The sequence below is a fragment of the Natrinema sp. CBA1119 genome (assembly GCF_002572525.1).
Classification (GTDB): domain Archaea; phylum Halobacteriota; class Halobacteria; order Halobacteriales; family Natrialbaceae; genus Natrinema.
This window is the reverse complement of sequence record NZ_PDBS01000001.1, coordinates 619524-643587: the sequence shown is the minus strand read 5'-3', so window position 1 is coordinate 643587 and position 24064 is coordinate 619524. Positions and strand designations below refer to the sequence as shown.

Here is a 24064-nt window from a genome sequence, read left to right as displayed (position 1 = left end):
CGGGCAGCCGGCAAAAGGATACGGCCCGGTGCTCCTCCCCCTGACACAGCCGTATTGGTAGCGCGTTTTTATGCAGACTGACCGTGTGGCGGGCGCTTGATGAAGAAGATTAACGCATCACTCCAGACCAGTAAACCGGCGGGCGGTGGCGCGCGCTGTCGATCGGTCGAACGAGAGTGAGGCCGGTCGATGACACTGCGCGAGGGATGAGTGAGCGACGCCAGGAGCGAGCGAATTGGCTGGGGAGGGTGTGGCGATTCCGTGTTGCCACGGTAGCAGGACGTTTCGTCTCACTTGACTCAGCCCGGATACACCGTTCCATTCGCGGGAAAAATGAACAAAACTGCCACTTTCCGTTCGGGTTGTTGGTCACCGACTGTCGGTCGGGAACTACCTACTGCTAGTCTTCCGCGACGCTCGGGTGCATCGTCGGCACCTCGTCGAGTGGTTCCTCGAAGGCCTCGAGCATACGATTTCTCGCCGTTTCGTCGCGCTCGAGTCGTTCCCCGTCGCCGATCTCCTCACACCCCGGCGGCACCTCGCGGTCGCGGCCGGTGAAGTATCCCTCCGGCGCGACCCAGTCGTGATAGAAGTTCGCGTCCGAATCGTGGATCACGGCGAGGGCGACCTTCGCGCCGTGGCCCGCGGCAACGATCGCCTGATGGGGCTCTTCTGCGAGTCGGCCCGCGGCGTAGACGCCGTCGACGGCCGTCCGGCCGGCCTCGTCGGTATCGACGAAATGCTTGCTCCCGCGCTGGATGCGCCCTACATCGAGCGGGACGAGATACTCGCTGTCCGACCACGAGGCCGCGATCACCCGCCGCGCCTCGAGGGGCTCGCCGCCCTCGGTCTCGAGGACGAAGCCGGCCTCGAGGTCCGTCTCGTCGACCAGTTCCGTGCTCGTGACCCGACCGAGTTCGAACTCGACGCCCGCGTTGCGGGCCTGTTCGTGGCTCAGTCGCAGATACCTGCGGGCGTCGACGCCCTCGGGAAAGCCGGGGTAGTTCTCGAGGCTGGCGTTGCGCGCGAGGATCGATTCGCCCCCGTCGTCGCCGGACTGCGTCCGGCTGCTCGAGGGACTTGGTCCCTCGCTGATGACGAGGGTATCCAGTCCCGCGCGTGCGGTGAAGATCGAGGCGGCGAGGCCGGCGACGCCGCCGCCGACAATACAGACGTCTCGCATGCTCGCTCGTTGGCGGCCGCGGGTATAGAAGGTTGCCGTCTTCCGTCTGTTCGTGCACGGGCAGTTGTGAATGGAGCAGTGGATTTTGGCGAGAATGAGTGAGACGAATCGTCCTGCTACCGTGGCAACAGGGAATCGCCACGCCCTCCCCAGCCGATTCGTTCGCTCCTATTGTCGCTCACTCATCCCTCGCGCAGTTCCGTGCCGCGGTTCACAGTGGTTCGCGGCTCCCTCCGGTCACCGCTCACACCATCGAGGCCTTCACTTCGTTCATGCCTCGCAGTTCACCGCGGCCCAGCGCGCGCCACCGCTGCCGGGTGACCGGTCTGGAGCAATACGTAGATTACCTCTACTGAGCGGATGTCGCCGACAGATTCTGGCTACAGACCCACAGCAGGGATTACGGTTCCAAGTCGTGTATGAATCCCAACACTATTTTGATCCGTGATATCGAATTGATGACTATGCTCGTCGGTGCCGCATTCGTCCTCGTCCTCGCAGTCGGGCCGTTCCTCGGGTTTCGGGCATACGCCCGCCGCGTCGAGGCGATGGACGAACCGATCGAAGACCGCTTGCACCGACTCAATCGAGTTCAGCAGGTCGGCGGATTCGGACTGCCGGTCGTCGCCGTTCTGGTCGGCTACACTCTCGGGCTGATAGACCGATCGACTGCCGCCGTCGAAACGGGCGGCGTCGAACTGTTCGGCATCGCGATCCTCGAGTTCGCAGTCCTCATCCTGGTTATCTTCGGAATCGTCACCGTCCCGATCGTGTCGATGGCGCTCGGCACCTACCCCGCGGTTCGATCGCTGCGGGAGACGTCGGCATCGATGTGGCGGGTCGCGAAAGGTGTGCTCACCGTGATGGCGGTCGCCGTCGGCTCGGCCATGATCGGGGTCGGGGGCTTCCTCGCGGTCATTTCGGTCGTCGGGTCGTCGACCCTCGTGCTCGTCGCCACCCTCGGTGCGATCGTCTTCGCCAGCTTCGGTCTCTCGCCGTATCTGATCGTGGTTTTTCGGGATCGCGTCCCGCTCGAGGGGCAGCGCCGCGAGCGCGTCGAACGGCTCTGTACGGAGTTGGGCTACAGACCCCGCGGACTCTTCGTGCTCGAGGGCGAGTCCACCAAGACCGCGAACGCGCTCGTCGCGGGCACGGTCCCCGGCCTGCGATACGTCTTCCTGACCGACTACCTGCTCGCGGAGTGCGACGACGACGAACTGCGCGCGATCCTCGCTCACGAGTTCGGCCACGTCGCCGGCCGCCACCTCTGGCAGCGCGGCCTGCTGACGGTCGCCGTCTTCGGTGCCTGGATCCTCGTCGTCCAGCGGTTCGGACTCGGCGGGCTCGAGGAGCGCTATGGTTTCGTCGGCTTCTTCGTGCCGTTCATGGCGCTGTACGCGCTTTACCACGTCGTCTTGCTGGGCGGGCTCGCGCGCTGGCAGGAGTTCCGTGCGGACGCGTACGCGGCCCGGGAAGCCGGTCGCGAGGCGATCAGCAAGGCCCTCGAGACGCTGGCCGACGCGAACGACACTCGCCGCGAGGCGGGCCTGCTCTACAGCCTCGCGACCCAGCACCCGCCGATCGCCGACCGAATCGATGCGCTTCGGGGCGACTCCGAGGGGGAGGGAGTGCGGGCGACGCCGAGCGATTGAGCGGCAATCGGTGGGATGGAAATCCTTACTTTCGGATCCGTCGTACGGCGGGTGTGGACAGGATTCTCCTCAGTACGCTCGCCCATCGGTCGCCCGAGGAGGTGTTTCCGTACGTACAGTCGTTTGCCGACTACCCGCGGTACACGGACCACCTGAAGGAGGTTCGCGTCAACGGGGACGGGGGTGTCGGCTCCGTCTACGACCTCAAACTGGCGTGGTGGAAGCTCAGCTACACCGCCCGCTCGAGGGTGACCGATATTTCCGCGCCCGAGTCGATCGCGTGGGAACTGATCAACGATCTCGACGCTCGCGGCGAGTGGCGCGTTGAACCGGAGGCCGAATCCGCGCCGACGGACGTGGAGACGGCGAGCCGGATCTACTTCGAGGCCGTCTACGATCCCCACTCGGCGGACGAGAACGCGATCTCGTTACCGCGGCTCGTCTCGCTGGACTGGGTCGTTCGGACGGTGGAACCCAAACTGCTCGCCGAGGCCGAGACCGTCGTCGAGCGGCTGGTCGCGGACATCGAGGGGCGGCCGCGGGACGTGGAGTTGACGGTTCACGAAATGCCGTAGACGTACCTTTTTGCGCCTCGGGATTCCTCGTAGTTCGAGAGACCGAAGGTCTCTTGTCACTGAGCCGAGCTTCGCTCGGCGAGGTCCAAAAGAGCGCAAGCGCTCTTTTGAAGGGCACGAAAGACGCTTTACGTCTTTCGAACGACTTCGCTCGGAACCGCTCTCTGCTCGCGGGCCTTCGGCCCGCTCGGACGGCTCGAGGGACGCCTCTCGTCCCTCGTAAGCCGCAAAAATCTACGCTACAAAGGGCGCGCTCCCGTTGGTCGCTCGCGGATGCACTCTTTCCGATCCCGAAGCGGTCATTCCTTGGTCCGTACCGTCCAATCCGCTACGTCGGGCTCATTCGCTCGAGGACCCGCTAACGACACCCCTGCCTTACTCATGCCAAACCCACTTACTGCTCGGTGACGACACAAGTGATATGAGTAGCGGGAGCGTCAGGTCGCGTCCGCGACCCTCGCGGGTGGTCCGCCGGTGCGAGTGATCATCGTCGGTGCGGGCCAAGTCGGCTCGAACATCGCTGCCAGCCTCGACGACGAGCACGATGTCGTCGTGGTCGACACGGATCCCGATCGGGTCGAGTCGGTCACCTACTCTCACGATGTGCTGGCGATCCAGGGCGACGGGACCGCCATCGGGACGCTCGAGGAGGCCGGCATCGAGGAGGCAGGTCTGGTCATCGCGAGCACCGACATCGACGAAACGAACATCGTCATCTGTGGGGCGGCGAAGGCCGTCGCCGAGCCGTTCACGATCGCTCGCGTCACGAAGACGAATCTGTTGCGGACGTGGGAGCAATCCATGGGGGCGTTCGGCGTCGATTTCATGGTTTGTACGGATCTCCAGACCGCAGAGACGATCGTCCGGATCGCCGGCTTGCCTGGCGCTCATGACGTGGAGACGTTCGCCGACGGCCTCGTCCAGATGGCGGAGTTCGAAGTCGGTCCAGACAGTCCGATTGCCGGTGAGACGGTCTCCGAGGCCGACCGCTTCGAGTCGCTGACCTTCGCGGCGCTGTTGCGCGACGACGACATCATCGTCCCACACGGTGAGACGGTCATCGAGGCTGGCGACGCCGCCGTCGTCATCGGTTCCGTTGAGAACGTCCGCGAGTTTGCGGGCACCCTGACGCCGGAACCGGGCCTCGAGGACGCCGAAGAGATCGTTATCGTCGGCGGCACCGAGATCGGCTACCAGACGGCGCGGCTCTTCGAGGCCGAAGGGCTCGAGCCGCGGCTCGTCGAACGGGATCCCGAACGGGCACGGGAGCTGGCCGAGAAACTGCCGAGGACGCTGGTACTGCAAAGCGACGCGACGGACATCGACTTCCTCGTCCGCGAACACGTCGATGAGTCCGACATCGTCGTTGCTGCGGTCGAGGGCGACGAGAGGAACCTGCTGATCTCACTGCTCGCGAAACGGATCGGCGTCGAGCGAACCATCGGCATCGTCGAGGCCGGCGAGTACGTCGACCTCTTCGAGACCGTTGGTATCGACGTCGGGGTCAACCCGCGGCTCGTCACCGCCGAGGAAATCACCCGCTTTACCCGCAAGCGACAGACCGAGAACGTCGCCATGCTCGAGTCCGACCGCGCCGAGGTCCTCGAGATCGAGGTCGGTTCCGAGAGCGTGCTCGCCGGAGCGCGGATCCGCGACGCGATGGCCGGCCTCCCCGACGGGATCGTCATCGGGGCGATCACCCGCGACGGGGAGTTGATTACCCCGCGGGGGGAGACCAGAGTCGAGAGCGGCGATCACGTGGTCGTCTTCGTCGATACTGCGGTACTGAACGAGGCCACTTCGGCCCTGTAACCGCCCGTCTCACCCGGCGTCGGCGACTCGATCGCCGACCGCGAGCCCATTGCGAAGCGCCGCGTGGAGTCGGGCCTCGCCGGCGACCCAGTCGCCGAGACAGTACAGCCCCTCGCGCTCGGCGCGGTCCAGCGCTTCGCCGGGGACGCCGGCCTCCGGGAGCGCGTTCCGCCATCCCTGAAAGTCGGTCCAGTCGGGTTCGCACAGGCGATCGTCCCCGACGAGGTCAGCGGTCATCGCCGCGAGTCGCTCGCAGTTCTCCGCTGGGCGTTCGTCGTAGCGGTCGACCGACCACTCGTGGTTAGCCTGAACGATCAGCACCGACTCGCCGTCGGGGACGTGGCCGGGTTTGCACTCCTCGCGGGCGACCCACCCGATCTCGTGGGCCTTGTCCGTGTTGACCAGCGCGTAGTAGGGGCGCTCGAGTTCGAACGGATAGTGGAAGATCCCGGTCCAGATCGTCCGGAAGGGGACCGCGTCGACGGCGTCTGCGAGCGATTCCAACACGTCGGTGTCACCGGCCCAGTCGGCCGACCGCAGTAGGTCGGCCGTCTGGGGTGCCGGCGGATTCAGGAGCACGGCGTCGAAGGGACCCCAGCGGGCTCCGGACGCGTCCTCGAGCCACCAGCTCTCGTCCCCGCCGTCGGGTTCACGAATCAGCGTTTCCACTCGCGTCTCCCGGTGGACGCTCGCGTCGGTGCGGGCGAAGAGTCGCTTCGCGATCTGGGTCAGCCCCTGTCGGTAGGTCCACTTGTGATCGTCGCGGTCGTCTCCCGGTGATACCGTCCCCGCGCGACCGAACGTCCAGATCGGGTCGGTCACGTCCACCAGTCCCTCGGTATCGAGCGTCTCCGTCAGTAGTTCGACCACCCGCTCATCGTCCGAGGTAACGTAGTTCGCGCCGTACTCGTAGACGACGTCGTCGCGACGCCTCGTCGCAGCCCGCCCGCCGAGTCCGCGGGACTTCTCGAGGACCGTAATCTCCGTCTCGGTCGGCGTTCCGTCGATGGTGTGGGCCGCGGCCGCGGCGGCTGCCCCGGCACCGACGATCCCGATTTGCATCACGCTCGCAGTTCGGTCTCGAGGGATCAAGTAATCCGGCCCAAACTGCGGTGGTCCGAACGCTCGACGGCCCGTCGACCACGCCGCTCGCCGGTCATCGATGTCGGCCGACGTGTGGAAGTTACCGCCTCGTCTCGAGCGATCGAACGGTCACGCGAACCGTCGGATCGAACGGCTTTTGCAACGTCGGCAGGTAGGGGCGGGCGATGGACGTACTGATCGTCGGCGCGGGGTCGATGGGGACGTGGTTCGGGGACGGGATCGACGCCCGGGTCACGTTCGCCGATCTCGACCGAGACGCGGCGGCGACCGCGGCCGAGACGGTCGGAGGGGATGTCACCGACCTCGAGGGGGAGACGACGTTCGACGTCGTCTGTCTCGCGGTGCCGATGGCCTACGTGACCGATGCGATCGCCGCGCAGGCCGACCGCGCCGAGCGAGCGATCGTCGATGTGTCGGGTGTGATGGAGCCCGCGATCACGGCGATGGAACGTCACGCTCCGGAGCTGGAACGCGTGAGCCTGCACCCGCTGTTCGCACCCGAGCGGGCACCCGGCTCGATCGCCGTCGTCCGGGCTCGCTCGGGGCCGGTAACCGACGAGCTACTTACGGCCCTCGAACAACGGGGGAACGAACTGCTCGAGACGACGGCCGTGGAACACGACGAGGCTATGGAAACCGTCCAGGCGGCGACCCACGCCGCGGTTCTCTCTTTCGCCCTCGTGGCGGAGTCGGTCCCCGACGGGTTCGAAACGCCGATCTACGAGGAGTTGCGGCGACTCGCCCGCCAGATGACCGCGGGCACGCCGCGTGTCTACGCCGATATTCAGGACACGTTCGACGGCGCGGATGCCGTCGCCGACGCCGCCGCCGAAATCGCCGCTGCCGGACCCGAGGAGCTCGAGGCGCTGTATCGGGAGGCGGCCGCGAACTGGCACGACGAACGCGACGAACGCGACGAACACGACGAAGGTGACGAACGCGACGAACGACGCGATACCGGAGGGAACACCACGTGAGCGACCATCGAGACGCCGTTCGATCGAACGCGAAGTATCTGCGCAACGTCCGGCCGATCGACCCCGAGGAGATCTGCGAGTACGTCGAGGGGGCGCCCCATCCGGCAGTGGTCAGACAACTCCTCCGCGAGGAGGCCGCCGACCTCGGACTCCTCGAGCGGGACGACGGGCTGTTCGTTCCGGTCGACGACGAGCCGGTTCAGCCCCTGGGGGGACCGATCGAACGGCTTCCAGCCGACTACGAACGCCGGCTCGAGGACCTGCTCGCCGATCGGTATGGCCCGAACTGGGAGGGCGGCGCGTCGGGGGACCTGCTCCGCTCGACGATCCGTCGGTTCAAAGCGAGCTACCTCGACGGGCGACCGGTCGAGTACGACGACGACGTGGCCGCGGGGTACGCGATCTACCACCTTCCGGCCTATTACGCGGCGGTGCAGTACGCGCTCGACGATCTCGCGGAACGGGGGCTACTGGGCCGGAAGCTTCGGGTCCTCGATATCGGCGCTGGCGTCGGCGGCCCCGCGCTCGGCCTCTGTGACTACCTCCCCGACGATTCCCTGCTCGAGTATCACGCGATCGAGCCGAGCGCGGCCGCGGACGTGCTCGAGGAACTGCTCGCGGAGACGGGGCGGAACGTCCACACGACGATTCACCGGACCACCGCGGAGGCGTTCGATCCGAGCGAGGCCGTGAACGGTGGCGGTTCCGGCGATGGGTTCGATCCCACCGCACCGGACGACGGCTTCGATCTCGTCCTCGCCTGCAACGTCCTGAGCGAACTCGAGGATCCCGCCGAAGTCACGCGATCGTTCCTCGAGACGCTCGCGCCGGAGGGGGCGCTGCTCGCGATGGCGCCTGCGGACAAGAACACCAGCGTGGGACTGCGCGAGGTGGAACGGGACCTCGAGGGTGAGCGTCTCTGGGACCGAGCGGCCGTAGACATCGACGCGTCTGGCGATTCCGACTCGGCAGCCTATCGTCGCGGAGCGGTGACCGTTTACGGTCCCGCCGTCAGGCTCTGGCCCGGTGAAACCCCGTCGGACCGGGGCTGGTCGTTCGACGTCCGCCCGGATCTCGCCGTTCCGGACTTCCAGCGGCGTCTCGACGAGGCCGCGCCGGCCGACGACGACGATCACGCACCCGGCGAGTTCGTCAACGTCGACGTCCAGTTTTCCTACTCGCTCCTGCGCCTCGACGGTCGTCGACGGATCGATATGGCGCTCGAGACGAACAAGTGGGCGAAGATGGCCGAGATGGGACGCCACGTCACGAACCGGATCGATATCGTGGCGGCGAAGCTTAGCCGGTCGTTAAGCGGGGACGGCGACGGGAACGGCGGCCGCGGCGGCCGGTCGAATCCGCTGTTCAAGATCAGCGACGGCAGCGAAGCCGTCGATCACTACGCCGTCGTGACGAACGAAACGTCGCTCAACAGACCGCTACTCGAGGCCGACTATGGCGAGGTCTGCACGTTCGAACGCATCCTCGCGCTCTGGAACGACGACGAGGAAGCCTACAATCTGGTCGTCGACGAGGAGACGGTCGTCGATCGAATCGGCTGAGGCGGTTACTGGTAGTCTGTTTCGGCGCGCCCGTCTGGCAGGTCGCGGTGCGCCGGGACACGGTGACAGCGGATCGCCTAAAACGGTCGACCAACCCACCCGAGACAGCCGACCGAATCGCACGAGACGGAAAAGCGGTGGGCTTTTCGTACCGCCGACCGACCGGCGTGACATGAGCGACGACCTCGAGATCCTGTTGACCAACGACGACGGGATCGACAGCACCGGTATCAGGGCGCTGTACGACGCCCTCTCCGAGCACGCCAACGTGACCGTCGTCGCGCCGGCCGACGACCGAAGCGCCTGCGGCCGGTCGCTTTCCCACGAAGTCGAGGTCGACGACCACGAACTGGGCTATGCGGTCTACGGGACCCCTGCTGACTGCGTCGTCGCCGGCCTCGCCGAACTCGGCCCGTTTCCGGACCTCGTCGTCGCCGGCTGTAACAAGGGAGCGAACCTCGGCGAGTACGTCCTCGGTCGTTCGGGAACGATCAGTGCGGCCGTCGAGGCCGCCTTCTTCGACGTCCCCGCGATCGCGACCTCGCTGTACGTCCCCGTCGACGACACGCCGTTCGCGGAGACCGAGGTATCCGACGACGACTACGCCGAAGCGACCCGCGTCACGAGCTATCTCGCCGAGCGCGCGCTCGAGGCCGGCGTCTTCGACCACGCCGCCTATCTCAACGTCAACGTTCCGCTGCCGGACGGCGAACCCGCCCCGATCGATGTCACGCGCCCCTCGAAACGCTACGAGATGGACGCCGAACGCGACGGCGCACACGTTACCCTTCACGACCGCGTCTGGGAGGACATGACCCCCGACGGGCTTCCCGATCCCGAGGGCACCGACCGCCGCGCGGTCGTCGAGGGCCGTATCAGCGTCTCGCCGCTGACCGCGCCTCACTCGACGAACCACCACGAGGCGCTCGACGCGCTCGCTGACACCTACAGCAGTCTCTGAGACGGCTACATTCGCTTCTCCTGGCAGCGCGTGATCGGATACAGCGACGGTCACGTCTCGGCTCGCTTGGGGGTAAGGCGACGCCGCTGACAACTGTCGGCGCGTCACTCGGTGCGAGCGAGTCGCGTCGACACCCGCTCGAACGGACGGCGCGAACCGCGTGTCGCAAGTGGTAACAGTGTTCCCGTGTTACGACCGGTAACAGGGCTCGAGACGCGGAAATCGGTGACTACCGCAGTATCGACCGAGTGGTAGATGAGCGCCTCGGTCGGAATCGCGTTGTCGGCGAGCCTGTCGGTCGCTCAAAGTGATAACTGGCTTGCGGGTCGCAAGGAAGCGGCTATTCGACGACGGAACCGTCACGATAGTCACGCCGTAATCGCCGGCTTGCAACCATGTCATTTCCAAAACATAAAACCAAGGTAGGTGGGCGTTCAACTTATGATAGTTCCAATGGAGCGTGATCAATAGATGGTATTCAATACACTCTGGACTCGCATCTCGTCTCTCTGGAGCGGGTCGTCCGACGAGTCCCGAGCGAGCGAGTCTGCATCGACATCGAGCGAGAAAACGAGCGAGGAATCCGACGACGAAACGTTAAGTTATGCCGAAGAAATCGAGTACGGCGTCGACGAACACGACCTCCCGGACGAGGACAAAATTCTCCGATTGCTCGTCAAACGCGGCGGTCGCGTCGACCAATCGACCATTCGCGAGGAAACGGGGTGGTCGACGGATCGACTCGAAGACGTTATCGACCGGATGGAGGACGACGACCAGGTCAGCGCCATCACCGTCGGTCGCAAGCGCGTGATCTGCCGACGCGGGTTCGAACCGAAAGGCTATCGCGGTCACCTCAACGAATAACAGCCCGGTCTCCCGCCCCAAACGACGGCACAGTTCCCCTCCCCCGAAACGACGGCGACGTTCGATCCCCACCGAGCCGGCCTTCGACTCGAGAGCGGCGGGTTCGATCAGTACGTGTCATCCGTTCTCCGTTCCGACGAACGCTGTCACCCAGCCATCTCCCGCCCCATCTTTATACGCGGCGTCGGCGTACGCGGAGCCGATTCCGATGGATCTCACGATCGAAGACGCACGGGTCGTCGTCGACTACGAGGGAACCGACTACGCTTTCGAGGTCGTCGGCGACACCGAACTCGAGTACGCGGAGACGAGCGCGCCGGAGGCGACGGTCCCCGACGAGGTGCTCGAGGAACTCGAGGCGCAGGGGTACATCGTTTATCGGGACTGATGCCCCATAGCGTCGGCCCGGTGTGTAACCGGTCCGCTTTCGTGACACTTCCCCTCGAGTGGAAACCTTGATTCCGGTGTTTTTCCTACGTCACGATGGGGATGGCGCACAAAGACGATGTAACGAGGGTGCTCGCAGCGTGTACGGCGTGTGGATCCGCCTACGCGGCGCGACGGTGGCCGGACGGCGAGATTCAGATCATCGGGCAGGACGGCTGTTCGTGCGGTTCGACCGACTTCGAACCGGTTGACGATTCGAATGACGGTCTCGGGCCCGACCCCGACGGCGACTGATCCGAGTAGTGCTGCCGGGGAGAAATACGCGCAGGGCGACAGTGGCTACTCTGGTCGTCGTTCAGGGTACTCGAACTCACGGGATCCCACGGTGTTCGAAACGGTATCACCGGTCCGAATCAACGGCGACGCTCCTCGTCATTCAGGCTCTGAGCGGGGGCATTTGTCCCATTGAAACGGCTTTATGATCCGTATAGTGAACCGCCGAACAGCGAAAGTATCGCGTAATGAAATCTCGCATACTCGTCCGCGACGAGCGGTACGACCAGTACAACGCCTCCAACGGCCGTCTGAATCGACAGTCGACCGAGAGCGTGGTCGTTTCGACAGCGGAAACTGATCGCTCGAGGGCGGAGACGACCGACTGGCCGCCCGCGGCCCGACGACGACTGACGGTCGCAGCGGTCAGCGAGACGACGAGTGCGTAACCCACTGATCACCGGATTGCAATCCCTCAATTACCGATAATGAGCCGCAACACCCAACAACACGGCACGAAGACCCGATCGATTCAGCGCAGCGTCCAGGTTTTACTCACTATCAGTGGCATCGTCTTCCTCCTGGCCGGACTGGTACTCGCTGCGAGCGGGGCATCCGTCAGCAGCGCCATCGGATCGGTCACCGACCGATTTGACGACTCGAGCCAACCGGCCGACGATATCGACTCGTCGGACGGCGACGCCGCGGACGCTGGCAGTGGGAACGAAACCGATGATACCGACGGCAGTGACGGCGATACCGGCGATAGTGGTGATGGCGATACCGACAGTGGTGACAGCGATACCGGCGACGGTGGGGACGACAGCGACGGCGATGGCGATAGTGATGATGGCAATACTGACGGCGATGACAGCGACGGTGGTGACAACGGAGATAGTAACGACGGCGACGACAGAACACACGCGTTGACAGTGTCCGTGATAGACCAAGACGGTAACGCGATCGACGGGGCCGACGTGAGCCTCGATGACGCCTCCAGCGACGAGAAAACGACCGGCGGAGACGGCGAGGTCGAGTGGGAGGTCGAGGACGGCACCTACAGCGTCACCGCGAACACGGACGGATACCAGTCCGCTGAAGACAGCGTCGAGATCGACGGCGACGACGAATCGATCGAGCTGACGCTCGAGGAAGAAGACGACAGCTCGGACGATGGCGACGGCTCGGACGGTGACGAGTCGAGCGACGATAGTAGCACGGTGACGTTCATCGTGCAAGACCAGAACGGCGACACGCTCGACAATGCGACCGTTGCGCTCGAGCGGGAAACGTTTGGAGACGTTCGAGGGAAAGAGGAGAAAACCGTCGACCAGAACGGCGAGGTCGACTTCGAGCGCGAGAACGGCGAGTATTCGTTGACCGTGACTGTGGACGGGAACGAGTCGGAGGAACAGACAGTCGAGTTCGATGGTGACGACACAATGCGGTTGGAATACGAGATAGCTGACAACTAGCACCGATTCGGTTCAGCTACGATTTTATCATTCGTTTTCACCGTTTCTCAGAATCGATCGCACCGGTACGTTCGCCGATCGACTGGTTGTTCGAGCGTCGACGTGACCCGGACTCTTTCTCGTGCCGGTAGGGACACCGCTCAGCGACTCGCTCGCTGATCGGACCTCAAACGCGAACAGAGCCACGAAGCGTGCAAAGCCCTTCGACACTCGTTTTACGATTCCGTACTATCGGCCTCGGTTCATCATCCGATCACCTGTCCCACCATCGATCACCGTGTTCACTGGAATCGATGGCAGGGAGCAGTGCAAATGCGGTGGCAACGAGCGTCCCTCTCCTCGAGGAATGCCCGTGATCGATCGGATATCGGAGTCACGTGAAACGACTACTCGTGACTACTCGAGAGGAGTGGTATCCTGTACCTGGCGCGTACCACGCCTGCTGCGGCGTAGTTCCGGAGATCACCGACGTATTCGGGTGAGAACGGAGTGAGCGAGGACGGGATCGTTCCGCCATATCGCCTCGATACTCGGCTCGACAGCACGTCGAGTATCGCTCGTCTCGCTGCGGGCGATCGTGGCTGCCAACGCTCGAACCTCGGCAGTCCGAGTGTCCGTGATCGCTCAGCGTTTCGGGTGTGTATGGCTGCCTGCTGTTATCGGTGTGCGTGACCGCTCGATGTCCAGGTTCGTGTGGTCTCTGCCGTCGTCTCTCGATCGCTCGAGCGGACGGACGAGCCCTGTGATCCCGTCGCTCCGAGCGATGTGGCTCACCGTTCGCTGGATACACGCGACCGGTTCCGTCCGGTATCGGTTCGAGAACTGCCGCAGTCGGTGTCGAACGGACGCGTCGAAAAGACGTTACTCGAGAAACGAGACGATCATTCGACTGTGACGCTCTTCGCGAGGTTGCGCGGTTTGTCGATCGGGCGGTCGAGTTGTCTCGCGGCGTAGTAGGAGAGCAACTGGAGTTGGACGTTGGCGAGCAGGCCGGCCCAGACGGGGTGGGTGTCGGGCACCGACAGGTGGTCGTCGGCGACGTCGACGAGGGACTGATCGTCCGGTCCGACGGCGACGATCGGCGCGCCGCGGGACTGGGCCTCGATCGCGTTCGTCTTCGTCTTACTATCACTGTCACTACCTGTCGAGACGGCGAACACCGGCGTCTCATCGGTGACGAGGGCGAGCGGGCCGTGTTTGAGTTGGCCGGCAGCGAACCCTTCCGCGTGCTCGTAGGTGATCTCCTTGAACTTCAACGCGCCCTCGAGGGCCACCGAGTGGCCGAGTCCGTGACCGATAAAGAAGTACGACTTGCTATCGAACACGTCTTGGGCGAGCGCTTCCGCCTGACTCGTCTCCAGGACGGCCTCGACGTGTTCCGGGAGGTCCTTGAGCGCCTCGAGCATCCCCGCTCGATCGTCGGCGGGAGTCCCCTCCGGGACGTCCGCCGCGATTCGCTGGGTGAGCAGCGCGAGCGTGACCGCCTGCGAGGAGTACGTCTTCGTCGCTGCGACGCCGACTTCCGGGCCGGCGCGGATGTAGACCGCATCGTCGGCTTCGCGCGCGGCTGTCGAACCGACGACGTTCGTGACGGCGAGCGACCGAGCACCGCGCTCGGCCGCTTTCCGGACCGCATCGAGGGTGTCGGCGGTCTCGCCGCTCTGGGTGACCGCGATGACGAGCGTGTTCTCGTCGACCGGCCCGGACGTGGACCCGTACTCGCTCGCGCGGAGCACCTCGGTTCGGAGGCCGGCCTCTCGCACTAGCTGTGCGCCGTACATCGCCGCGTGATAGGACGTCCCGCAGGCGACGAACTGGACGGTGTCGATATCGGCGAACGAGCCGGGCGGGAGACTCTCGAAGGCGACGTCGCCGTCTTCGATCCGTCCCTCGATCGTATTGGCGAGGGAGGTCGGCTGGTTGTTGATCTCCTTGAGCATGTAATGGTCGTACTCGCCTTTGCCCGCGTCCTCCGGATCCCAGTCGACGGTGTCGGTCGATCGCTCGATCGGGGTGCCGTCGAGATCGGAAATCTGGTAGGAGTCCGGGTCGAGAACCACGATATCGCCGTCCTCGAGGTAGATCACCTCGTCGGTGTGTTCGAGAAACGCCGGCACGTCGCTCGCGAGGTACCACTCCTCGTCGTCGAGGCCAAGGACGAGCGGCGAGCCCTTCCGTGCGGCGTAGACCGCTTCCTCGCCGTCGACGATCGCGGCGATCGCGTAGCTCCCCTCGAGCGTGTCGACGGCCCGGCGGACCGCCTGTTCGGTGTCACCGGTTTCCTCTCGGTATTCGTCGATGAGGTGCGGGATGACCTCCGAGTCGGTGTCGCTGTCGAACTCGTGGCCCTTCGCCCGGAGTTCAGCCTTGAGTTCGTCGTAGTTATCGATGACCCCGTTGTGGACGACCGCGACGTCACCCGCCGTATCCGTATGCGGATGGGCGTTTTCGTCGGTCGGCGGCCCGTGGGTGCTCCATCGGGTGTGGCCGATCCCCATGTTTCCGTGCGGTTGTCCGTTCAGGCTCGATTTGAGGCGGGACACCTCACCTGAACACTTGTGGACCTTGACCCCGGAGCCGTTCTGGACGGCGATCCCCGCCGAGTCGTATCCCCTGTACTCGAGGTTCTCGAGCCCCGTGAGGAGCGACTCCGCCGCGTTTCCGTGACCGATCCGCGCGATAATACCGCACATCAGCCGATCACCGCCGTTTGAGCGGTGGCCAGTGACCACGCTACACTATCAGAACGGTGGTCGGCGGAGCGATCGGCGGTTGTGACGGCTGTCGCAAGTCGGTTCGAGACCGCTGCCTTCCGTGGAGGACTGTTTCGTGTCATTGGTATCATCGAGCCCATCCGTTCACTGCCGACGGATCGGGCGCTACTCCTACCACGGGCAACAGCGGGCATTACTATACCACGAATAAGACCGTACTGCGAATATCATGCGAACTATCGAGTGCATAACACCCCATTCGTTTTTCCAACTTCGGCTTCACGTCTCACTCCGCCCGTTGTCACAACAGAGCATGACATTCGTACAGTTTTCCCGTGCCGCGGTGAGAGATCGCTTCGAGACGGGTAAACCGAGTGCACTGTCGGCCGTCGTCGGTCGAATGGGTGACCGAGACCGGTCCGCTGATACGATGCACTGACTTGCAGCCACGGCCCTGTCGAAGTACAAACTGCCACGCGAGACACTCTCGTAGCCATTGAACGATTCACATATCGATCGCACAGCCTGCGGTTCTCGCTCACGGCTCGCTTCGCTCACCGTTCGCATTCCCGCGGCTCAAAACCCGCGTCGTTCGGGGACCGAGTTCGAAACCGGATCGCTACGGCAGCGATGCAGTCGGTGGAAACTGATTCGGTCCGTGAAACAACGATATCCCCGGTCGAACACCGCTATAGTCGCCAAGAACACTGCTGTAGTCGTCACGGATACTGCTGTGGTCGTCAGGTGCTTACGGGTGTGGGTTCCCAATCTCAGTAGACCGCGTCTCGTCGTCGGGCAGTGGTTCGGAGAAGACGATGACGTTCTCTCGACCGACCGATTGCTTTTCGATCGTCCCGTCAGCGTGCATCTGCGAGCAGATCCTGCTGACTTTTGACTTCGACCAGCCCGTTTCGTCCGCGATCTGGTGCTGGCGAATGCGACCGTCGTTTGCGACGAGCAGCCGGACGACCTTGCCCTCGTCGCTCAGGAGCTTCGGCGGCGTTTCGGGCGACAGATACGATTCGGACGCCCAGTGATCGTCCGCATGCGTGTGGACTGATTCGTCCGTGTTACCCGCTGCGTTCACGACGAACGGGAGCGACGACATCTCGAGTTCGCGTTTCGACAGCACGTCGCCCATTCGAATCCCGATGAGTGCGCTGATCAGCAGGAATAGAACCGCGATCAGGGCCGTTTCCCAGAACGACGACACGCGAAGCAGTTGTATCGCGGACAACGGTCCATCGGGGTGATCGCCAGCCCCGGGGACAATCGCCCTCGAGGGAATCGCGTAGGCACCCTGGTGGTGAGTCGAAGCCGGACCCGTTCCGATCGAGACGGCGCTGTGAATCGATGCGAGCTGGGCTCCGACTCCGATCTGGGGATTGGACACCATGATTACGCGGTTCTGTGGCGGCCGGTGCGTGATCCGAGTCACGATGACGTGAACTCGCCGACCGTACTGATACTCCGGCTTTGGGGACCTTCATTATGAGTTCGTATAGGAGCGTTTAACAACGGTTTAAGCTCTCATCCTGGCACCGAGCCGTTGACTGGCCATTGCCGTCGATAGCGCCCGCCCGTTCCCGGTTTCACTGCGTGGAACGCTTGCAATCGTTTATCCGGGGTATAGTAAACCCCCGACGGCGGCTTCTCGATTATTACGGCGCGCCCCGCCGATGGCGGGCGTCCACTTTCGAACAGTCACCGTCGCACTCGGTCGTGTGACGGTCACGCGATAACGATCACTCATGACCACGATAATTGGCGATACGGAAGAGCGAGCGGACGAGCGAGCGAGCGGTCAGTACGCGCTCGAATCGAGCGGTGAGGGAACCACCCTCGAGCACACAACGGAGCAATCGACCCGCGAGGCGACGATCTGCGTCGTCGGACTGGGATACGTCGGCCTCCCGCTCGCGGTCGGATTCGCGCAGTCGGACTACCGCGTGATCGGCTACGACGTCGACGACGTGACGGTCGACCGACTACAGGAGGGTATCGACACGACCGGTGACCTCACGGACGACGCCATACAGGACGGCGATATCTCCTATACGACCGACGCGACCACGATCACCGAGGCCGACTACGTCATCATCGCGATTCCGACGCCGATCGACGACGACGAGCAGCCGGACCTCGGCTACGTGGAGAGCGCGGCGACGACCGTCGGGTCGAAACTGGATCCCGGAACCACCGTCGTCCTCGAGTCGACCGTCTACCCGGGCTCGACGCGCGAGATCCTCGTCCCGGCGCTCGAGGACGCGTCCGGGCTGAGCGCGGGCGAGGATTTCTTCGTCGGCTACTCGCCCGAACGCGCGACGCCGGCCGACAACGACCACGGGCTCGAGGACGTCGTCAAGGTGGTCGGTGCGCAAAACGACACGGTCCTCGAGGACGTCGCGACGCTGTACGAATCGGTCGTCGACGCGGGCGTCCACCCCGCCCCGTCGATCGAGGTTGCCGAGGCCTGCAAGGTCATCGAAAACATCCAGCGCGACGTCAACATCGCGCTCGTCAACGAGCTATCGATGGCCTTCGAACAGATGGGGCTCGACACGCGAGAGGTGCTCGAGGCGGCGCGGACGAAGTGGAACTTCCACGACTACCGGCCGGGGCTCGTCGGCGGGCACTGCATTCCGGTCGATCCGTACTTCTTCGCGCATCGCGCGAAGCGAGACGGTGTGGATCCGGAACTGATGCTCACGAGCCGGAAGGTCAACGAGTCGATGCCGAACCACGTCGCCGAGTTGACGATCAAGGCGCTCAACGAGTGTCATAAGACACTGCGAGAGAGCCGCGTGCTGGTGCTCGGACTCGCGTACAAGTCGGACGTGGGTGACATCCGCAGTTCGAAGGTCGCGAACGTCGTCGACCACCTCCACGAGTTCGATATCGATGTCGCGGGATACGATCCGTACGCCGACCACGACGAGATCCGAAACTCGTTCGACATCGACATTCAGGAATCGCTCTCGTTCGACGGATTCGACGCCGTCCTCCTCACGACCTCGCACTCGGAGTTCGAGGATATCGAACTCGACGATGTCGCGGCAGACCTCGACGACGACGCCGCACTGATCGACATCGCGGGCGCGTTCGAACCGAACGATGCAGCCGACGCCGAACTCGTCTATCGCAGTTTATAATGTACCGAAGACACACGATCGGCGTGATCGTCCCGGCGTACAACGAGGAAGATCACGTCGGTGACGTCCTCGCGACGATGCCCGACTTCGTCGACCGCATCTACGCCGTCGACGACGACTCGACGGACGACACCTGGCGGATCATTCAGACGTACGCGGCCGCCTCGAGGGAGGGAGATCGAGTCGAAAGCGACGCGCTCGAAAGCGGCCGTCCCGAGACTGGGGCGTCCGAGAACGATGCGCTCGAGGACGAGAGCGAGCAACTCCGCGCGTCCCTCCCGGACGGCGGTGCAGTCGTGGACCCGGAAATCGTCCCCATTCGGCACGCGGAGAATCAGGGTGCCGGCGGCGCGTTGCGAACCGGTTATGTTCGCGCACGCGACGACGACGACATCGATATCACGGTCACGATGGACGCTGATGGACAGATGGATCCGGATCAGCTCCCGACGCTCCTGGATCCGATCGTGGAGGGCGACGCCGACTACGCGAAGGGGAACCGACTCGCCGATCGGGCCTCGCGTCGGGAGATGCCACCGTTCCGGTTGTTCGGTAACTGGGTCCTGACCCAGCTCACGAAGATCGCGAGCGGCTACTGGCGCTTGCAGGACCCCCAGAACGGGTACACTGCGATCTCTCACGACGCGCTGTCGGCGATCGATATCGAGGCGCTTCCGGACGATCACGAGTATCCCAACGACCTGCTCGTCCGACTGAACATCGCGGAGATGCGCGTCGCTGACGTGTCGATGCCGGCCGTCTACGCCGACGAGGAGAGTACGATCGAGTACAAGACCTTTATCCCGGTCACCTCGATCACGCTCCTGCGTGGCTTCTGTCAGCGGATGACGGCTCAGTTCGCCGTCGATAGACTGCACCCCACCGTCCTCTGTTACGCGGCGGGGATGGCCGTGCTGGCGGCCGCAGCCGCGATCGCGACCCTCGGTGGCGTGAACGCAGTCGACGGCGAGGCGTCGGTGCGCGAACCGACCGCGGCCGCGTTCGCGTTCCTCACCAGCGTCGGGCTGTTCCTAGTCGCGATGCGAACCGACGCGAGGGACAACGCCGAACTGGGGGTGCGTCGCTGATGCGTGCGATCGTGACGATCCAGCATCCGGGTCACGTCCACTTCTTCAAGCACGCGATCCGGGAGCTCCAGTCGCAGGGCCACGAGCTCCACATCTTCGCCCGCGAAAACGAGGTGACGGTCGAACTGCTCGAGCGCGCGGGAATCGACCACGAGGTGCTGGCCGGCGAGTCGAACTCGCTGTTCTCGCTGGCGGCCGTGCAGGCGACCTACGAGACGCGGCTCCTGCGACGGGCGCGACGGATAGAGCCGGACGTGATCACGGCGATCGGCGGCGTCGCCGCGGCTCACGTCGCGTCGGTGGTCGGTGCGAAGAGCGTCGTCTTCTACGACACGGAACACGCGACGATCATCACGAAACTCGCGTATCCGTTCGCCGATGCCGTCTGTACGCCCGAGTGCTATCAGGGAGACATCGGCTCGAAGCACCGCACGTACCCCGGCTATCACGAACTCGCGTACCTGCACCCCGACCGGTTCGACCCCGATCCCGCCGTCCTCGCGGACGCCGGGCTCGAACCGGACGACACCCTGGTGGTGATGCGGTTGAGCAGCTGGGACTCCTCGCACGACGTCGGGCAGGGCGGATTCGACGATCCCGTCGACGCCGTCGACCGTCTCGAGGACGCCGGCGCGACCGTCTTGCTCACGTCGGAAGTCGATCTTCCGGCCGAACTCGAGTCCCACCGGTACGCGCTGGCGCCGGACCGAATGCACGATCTGCTCGCCTACGCGGACTGTTTCGTCGGCGAGGGTGCGACGATGGCCGCCGAGGCGGCGGTCCTCGGGACGCCGGCGGTGTACGTGAACTCGCTCGCGCTCGGGTACGTGACCGAACTCGACGAGGAGTACGATCTCGTCTTCAGCTACAACGGCGAGGATCGCCACGTTCGATCGCTCGAGCGGGCGGTATCGATCGTCGAAGACGGCGATCGATCGACGTGGCAGCGCCGACGCGACCGGCTCCTCGCCGACCGGACTGACGTCACCGACGTCATCGTCCGCGAGGTCGAGACGGCCGGCTCCGGAACCGATCCGAACAAATCGACGCTCGCGTCGAATCCTGGCTAACTATGCACGTCCTTCATCTCATCACCTCCACGCGATCGTTCTTCGAACAGCAGATATCGGTCCTCGAGGACCGCGGTATCGAGTGTACCGTCGTCGGCGTTCCCGGGGAGTACAGTGCCGACTCTCCACGGACGCCGCTGGATTACCTCCGCTTTTACCCGCGCGTTCTCTCCCACGTCCTGTCGGACGAGTACGATCTCGTCCACGGCCACTACGGCCTCGTCGCGCCGTTCCTCCTCGCTCAGCCGACCCGTCCCGTCGTGTTGAGCCTCTGGGGAACGGACCTGATGAGCGACATGGGGTGGCTCCGTCGGATCAGCCGGTACGGCGCTCGGTTCGCCGACGCGACGATCGTCCCGAGCCCGGCGATGTCCCGCGAACTCGACGCCGAACACGTCGAGATCCCGTTCGGCATCGACACGGAGCTGTTCAGACCGATCCCGCGCGAGGAGGCTCGCAATCGAATCGGGTGGGACACCGACGCGCGGGTCGCGCTGTTTCCGTACGACCGGAGTCGGGACGTCAAGGACTTCCCGCGAGCCGAACGCGTCGCCGACCGCGCCGACGTCGACCTCGAGGTACGGACGATCGACGACGTCCCCTACGAAGAAATGCCCTACTACATGAACGCGAGCGACGTCCTCCTCGTGACATCGACGCGTGAAAGCGGGCCGCTGGTCGTCAAGGAGGCCGCCGCCTGTACCGTCCCGATCGTCTCGACCGACGTCGGCTTCGTCCGCGAGACGATCGGCGACGTCGATGACTGCGTCGTGGGGACGACCGACGACGAACTCGCCGCCGGCCTCGAGCGCGTCCTCGACGGCGCTCGTCGGTCGAACGGGCGCGACGCGATCGACGGGCTCGGGCTCGAGGCGATGGGCGACCAGCTCCTCGACGTGTATCGTCGCGTCCTCGAGCGGCCGACCGGGACGACCCATCGAGCGGGGGTCAGTCATGAAGTTTAGCTCGTTGTCGGAACTGCGGCCGCTGCGACTCGACACGCTCGCGGCGATCGCTGGGTTCCTGTTCGCAGCGCTGCTGTTCCCGCTCCGATTCCTCACGTCGCAGCTGTACATCAATACCGTCCCGCTGGTACTCGGAACCGCGTGTGCGCTGTATCTTCTCTCCTTGTACCAGCAGCGGGACGACGCGCAGACGTTCCCGACCCTCCCGTCCGCGGTGACGATGGCGCTCCCGAGTGTCGTGCTGGTCGGACTCGCCGCGCTCGTGACGCTCACTGTCATACAGGGGGAGCGAACCCTCCTCTTCTTCGGACTGGCGAGCGTCGTCGGGACGCTCGTTATCGGCCAGGTCCTCTTCGCGAGCGACCGCGACCTCCATCCCGGACTGCTGGTGTTTCAGATCGTCTGCTTCGCGTTCGTCTTCCGGTTTACCGCACTGTACGCGACGCCGGGGTACGTCGGGATCGATATCTGGACGCACCAGGGGTTCGTCGACGCGATTCTAACGGAGGAGTCCCTGAGCGCGATCTCTCACGACAAACACTACGGATCGCCGTTCTACCACCTGCTGGTGGCCACCTCGTCACTGCTGTACGACGTTCCGATTCGCGCCGCGTTGTACCTCTCCGTCGGAATCGTGATGCCCCTGGCAGCCCTGCTCGTCTACTCGACGACGAACCTGCTCGTCCCGGTGCGGTGGGCGGTGCTGGCGACGGCGCTCTACGCGTTCTCGAGTCACGTCGCGAGGTGGGGAATGCATATCATCCCGACGAGTCTGGGCTTGGTCTTCTTCCTCGGGATGCTGTACGCGCTGATCCGGGTGATGCGGATCGAGTACACGATCCGGGACTTCTCCCTCCTCCTCCTGATGAGCGTCGCCGTCATCCTCACGCACCAGGTGTCGACGTTCATCATGCTCGTCTTGCTGCTCGCGGCGTTTCTCGCACAGGTCGTGTTCGTGATCGGTCCGCTGGGGCTGACGCGGCTCGATACGAGCGTCTTCCGGACGAAGAAACCGGTCAACCTCGTCGGGCTCGTCGTCTTCAATCTGGGGCTGACGATCTTCGTCTGGTCGCTCACGCCGTACCGACAGGAGTCGTTCCTGGCCACGGTTCTGAGCTACTTCTCACAGACACTCGAGGAGAGCGCCGGCTTCCTCAATATCGCGAGCGCGTCCTCGTCCGACGGCGGTGAGGCAGGGGCCGAGGCCGCACCGTCGCTGATCGATCAGGTGGTTCCCTACGTGGACGCGCTCGGCTTCCTACTCTTGCTCGGAGTAACGTTCGTCGGCTGTCTGTACGTTGTCCACAGGCGACGCGCCGAACAGTCGGTGTTCACCCTCCTGCTTGCGGCGGCGTTCATGCTCGTGTTCGTCCTCGGATTGCCGATGTTCGGCATCCGGAACTTCATCCCCACGCGCTGGTTCGCGTTCCTCTACGCGCCGATGGCCATCCTCGGTGCGATCGGACTGCAGACGCTTCGGGGGAGCCTGACGCCGGCACTCGCCGTCACCGTGTTGATCCTGTTCTCGCTCGTTTTTCCCGGCGCGATGGTCCTCGCTCCCGGGAGCAACGCCGACAACCCGGTTTTCTCGGATCACCACGAGCGCCTCGCGTACGACCAGACGGAACTCGCCGCGGCCCAGGCGATCGGCGAACTGACTGGCTCACCCTCGGGTGATGAAATTCGGAGGGATCAGCAACTTCACACTGACCACCCGTATCAGACGCTGATCGATCGGACTGGTGCCTATCCATCGACGACGACCGCGACGGTTCCTGAAGGCGGTGCAACGAATCACAGCTACACGGTCTACCGAACGGAGCAATCGACCGACGCGGTGTTCTTCCCGGACGCCAACGGGAACGCGCAGATAATGAACCCCTCTCGAGCGCAACTCTGCCGTCCGGATCAGGGGACGGTCTACACGAACGGTGATGTAACGTTCTGTACGCCGTCTCCGGCTGGAAACTGATCCTCGCTCTCGTCGGCGGTTTCAGTTCGCTGGCGTTCGAATCATCGAAAGTATAGTAGCCACTGAAATGATTCACACACTGATCATACAACTGTCGGTCGATTAGGCGTGCAATGACGTTCAGTGGCTACTATAGATCTGACGACGAATCGACCCAATCGCTTCTTTCTGTCGCGTCTCACCGGTATCGGAACGGTCAGTACCGCTTGTTCGACCAGCCCGCGTATTTACCCCGCATCGTTTCGAGGGCGAGAAGCCACGCTGCCGCGGCCACT

20 protein-coding genes are annotated in these 24064 nt (G+C 64.2%); 16 read left to right on the top strand and 4 right to left on the bottom strand.

What is annotated here, in order from left to right; genetic code table 11:
• Positions 1-400: 400 nt before the first annotated feature.
• Entirely contained in the window at positions 401-1183 is a 783-nt protein-coding gene (locus CP556_RS03060) for an NAD(P)/FAD-dependent oxidoreductase (RefSeq protein ID WP_098724279.1), read from the bottom strand.
• A 458-nt stretch (positions 1184-1641) separates the two neighbouring features.
• Between CP556_RS03060 and CP556_RS03055 the strand changes: the two genes are divergently transcribed.
• The 3 genes from CP556_RS03055 to trkA all read left to right on the top strand — a co-directional run bounded on the left by CP556_RS03055 (position 1642) and on the right by trkA (position 5222).
• Positions 1642-2835, top strand: a complete 1194-nt coding sequence (locus CP556_RS03055) for a M48 family metalloprotease (protein ID WP_255291395.1) — start codon at positions 1642-1644, stop codon at positions 2833-2835.
• A 53-nt stretch (positions 2836-2888) separates the two neighbouring features.
• On the top strand, positions 2889-3410 hold the full coding sequence (locus CP556_RS03050) for an SRPBCC family protein (RefSeq protein WP_098724277.1): 522 nt from the start codon (positions 2889-2891) through the stop codon (positions 3408-3410).
• Positions 3411-3884: 474 nt separating this feature from the next.
• Positions 3885-5222 carry a Trk system potassium transporter TrkA gene (gene trkA / locus CP556_RS03045; RefSeq protein WP_098724276.1) on the top strand — a complete coding sequence of 446 codons (1338 nt, stop codon included), beginning with the start codon at positions 3885-3887 and terminating at the stop codon, positions 5220-5222.
• 9 nt (positions 5223-5231) lie between these two features.
• On the opposite strand, the gene CP556_RS03040 is transcribed toward trkA, so the two are convergent.
• Positions 5232-6287 carry an NAD(P)/FAD-dependent oxidoreductase gene (locus CP556_RS03040; RefSeq protein WP_098724275.1) on the bottom strand — a complete coding sequence of 352 codons (1056 nt, stop codon included), beginning with the start codon at positions 6285-6287 and terminating at the stop codon, positions 5232-5234.
• Between the two features lie 203 nt (positions 6288-6490).
• Between CP556_RS03040 and CP556_RS03035 the strand changes: the two genes are divergently transcribed.
• From CP556_RS03035 to CP556_RS03000, 8 genes are all read left to right on the top strand, one after another.
• Positions 6491-7303, top strand: a complete 813-nt coding sequence (locus tag CP556_RS03035) for a prephenate dehydrogenase/arogenate dehydrogenase family protein (RefSeq protein ID WP_098724274.1) — start codon at positions 6491-6493, stop codon at positions 7301-7303.
• On the top strand, positions 7300-8865 hold the full coding sequence (locus CP556_RS03030) for a small ribosomal subunit Rsm22 family protein (protein WP_098724273.1): 1566 nt from the start codon (positions 7300-7302) through the stop codon (positions 8863-8865). Before CP556_RS03035 ends, CP556_RS03030 begins: the two co-directional genes overlap by 4 nt.
• A 172-nt stretch (positions 8866-9037) precedes the next feature.
• The gene (gene surE, locus CP556_RS03025) at positions 9038-9826 is read left to right on the top strand and encodes a 5'/3'-nucleotidase SurE (RefSeq protein WP_098724272.1); all 789 of its coding nucleotides are present in this window, start codon (positions 9038-9040) and stop codon (positions 9824-9826) included.
• Positions 9827-10297: 471 nt separating this feature from the next.
• Positions 10298-10693, top strand: coding sequence for a helix-turn-helix transcriptional regulator (locus CP556_RS03020; RefSeq protein WP_098724271.1), 396 nt, complete (start codon positions 10298-10300; stop codon positions 10691-10693).
• 208 nt (positions 10694-10901) lie between these two features.
• Positions 10902-11081, top strand: a complete 180-nt coding sequence (locus tag CP556_RS03015) for a hypothetical protein (protein WP_098724270.1) — start codon at positions 10902-10904, stop codon at positions 11079-11081.
• A 101-nt stretch (positions 11082-11182) separates the two neighbouring features.
• Positions 11183-11374, top strand: a complete 192-nt coding sequence (locus tag CP556_RS03010) for a hypothetical protein (RefSeq protein ID WP_098724269.1) — start codon at positions 11183-11185, stop codon at positions 11372-11374.
• 227 nt (positions 11375-11601) lie between these two features.
• Positions 11602-11802, top strand: coding sequence for a hypothetical protein (locus CP556_RS03005; protein WP_098724268.1), 201 nt, complete (start codon positions 11602-11604; stop codon positions 11800-11802).
• 39 nt (positions 11803-11841) lie between these two features.
• Positions 11842-12828: a carboxypeptidase regulatory-like domain-containing protein gene (locus CP556_RS03000; protein ID WP_098724267.1), complete on the top strand. Its 987-nt coding sequence runs from the start codon at positions 11842-11844 to the stop codon at positions 12826-12828.
• An 881-nt stretch (positions 12829-13709) separates the two neighbouring features.
• Here CP556_RS03000 and glmS read toward each other — a convergent pair.
• Both glmS and CP556_RS02990 read right to left on the bottom strand, forming a co-directional pair.
• Complete coding sequence (gene glmS, locus CP556_RS02995; protein ID WP_098724266.1) at positions 13710-15521, bottom strand: glutamine--fructose-6-phosphate transaminase (isomerizing); 1812 nt, start codon at positions 15519-15521, stop codon at positions 13710-13712.
• 769 nt (positions 15522-16290) lie between these two features.
• Positions 16291-16938, bottom strand: coding sequence for a helix-turn-helix transcriptional regulator (locus CP556_RS02990; RefSeq protein ID WP_098724265.1), 648 nt, complete (start codon positions 16936-16938; stop codon positions 16291-16293).
• Positions 16939-17293: 355 nt separating this feature from the next.
• On the opposite strand from CP556_RS02990, the gene CP556_RS02985 reads away from it, so the two are divergent.
• Genes CP556_RS02985 through CP556_RS02965 form a run of 5 tightly spaced genes read left to right on the top strand, consistent with a single transcriptional unit; the run spans position 17294 to position 23789 of the window.
• Complete coding sequence (locus CP556_RS02985; RefSeq protein ID WP_098724264.1) at positions 17294-18694, top strand: nucleotide sugar dehydrogenase; 1401 nt, start codon at positions 17294-17296, stop codon at positions 18692-18694.
• The gene (locus tag CP556_RS02980; RefSeq protein WP_098724263.1) at positions 18694-19782 is read left to right on the top strand and encodes a glycosyltransferase family 2 protein; all 1089 of its coding nucleotides are present in this window, start codon (positions 18694-18696) and stop codon (positions 19780-19782) included. The genes CP556_RS02985 and CP556_RS02980 overlap by 1 nt, the downstream gene beginning before the upstream one ends.
• A complete protein-coding gene (locus tag CP556_RS02975) occupies positions 19782-20852 on the top strand; it encodes a DUF354 domain-containing protein (protein ID WP_098724262.1) in 1071 nt (356 codons plus the stop codon). Before CP556_RS02980 ends, CP556_RS02975 begins: the two co-directional genes overlap by 1 nt.
• Before the next feature lie 2 nt (positions 20853-20854).
• Complete coding sequence (locus CP556_RS02970) at positions 20855-21817, top strand: glycosyltransferase (RefSeq protein ID WP_098724261.1); 963 nt, start codon at positions 20855-20857, stop codon at positions 21815-21817.
• The gene (locus CP556_RS02965; RefSeq protein WP_098724260.1) at positions 21807-23789 is read left to right on the top strand and encodes a hypothetical protein; all 1983 of its coding nucleotides are present in this window, start codon (positions 21807-21809) and stop codon (positions 23787-23789) included. Before CP556_RS02970 ends, CP556_RS02965 begins: the two co-directional genes overlap by 11 nt.
• Positions 23790-24064 lie beyond the last annotated feature (275 nt).

Coding starts and splice junctions, on each gene's coding strand:
- CP556_RS03010 (WP_098724269.1), top strand. CDS start 11,183: ATGGCGCACAAAGACGATGTAACGAGGGTGCTCGCAGCGTGTACGGCG.
- CP556_RS03035 (WP_098724274.1), top strand. CDS start 6,491: ATGGACGTACTGATCGTCGGCGCGGGGTCGATGGGGACGTGGTTCGGG.
- CP556_RS02980 (WP_098724263.1), top strand. CDS start 18,694: ATGTACCGAAGACACACGATCGGCGTGATCGTCCCGGCGTACAACGAG.
- surE (WP_098724272.1), top strand. CDS start 9,038: ATGAGCGACGACCTCGAGATCCTGTTGACCAACGACGACGGGATCGAC.
- glmS (WP_098724266.1), bottom strand. CDS start 15,521: ATGTGCGGTATTATCGCGCGGATCGGTCACGGAAACGCGGCGGAGTCG.
- CP556_RS02970 (WP_098724261.1), top strand. CDS start 20,855: ATGCACGTCCTTCATCTCATCACCTCCACGCGATCGTTCTTCGAACAG.
- CP556_RS02975 (WP_098724262.1), top strand. CDS start 19,782: ATGCGTGCGATCGTGACGATCCAGCATCCGGGTCACGTCCACTTCTTC.
- CP556_RS02990 (WP_098724265.1), bottom strand. CDS start 16,938: ATGGTGTCCAATCCCCAGATCGGAGTCGGAGCCCAGCTCGCATCGATT.
- CP556_RS03020 (WP_098724271.1), top strand. CDS start 10,298: ATGGTATTCAATACACTCTGGACTCGCATCTCGTCTCTCTGGAGCGGG.
- CP556_RS03005 (WP_098724268.1), top strand. CDS start 11,602: ATGAAATCTCGCATACTCGTCCGCGACGAGCGGTACGACCAGTACAAC.
- CP556_RS03000 (WP_098724267.1), top strand. CDS start 11,842: ATGAGCCGCAACACCCAACAACACGGCACGAAGACCCGATCGATTCAG.
- CP556_RS03060 (WP_098724279.1), bottom strand. CDS start 1,183: ATGCGAGACGTCTGTATTGTCGGCGGCGGCGTCGCCGGCCTCGCCGCC.
- CP556_RS02965 (WP_098724260.1), top strand. CDS start 21,807: ATGAAGTTTAGCTCGTTGTCGGAACTGCGGCCGCTGCGACTCGACACG.
- CP556_RS03055 (WP_255291395.1), top strand. CDS start 1,642: ATGACTATGCTCGTCGGTGCCGCATTCGTCCTCGTCCTCGCAGTCGGG.
- CP556_RS03015 (WP_098724270.1), top strand. CDS start 10,902: ATGGATCTCACGATCGAAGACGCACGGGTCGTCGTCGACTACGAGGGA.
- CP556_RS02985 (WP_098724264.1), top strand. CDS start 17,294: ATGACCACGATAATTGGCGATACGGAAGAGCGAGCGGACGAGCGAGCG.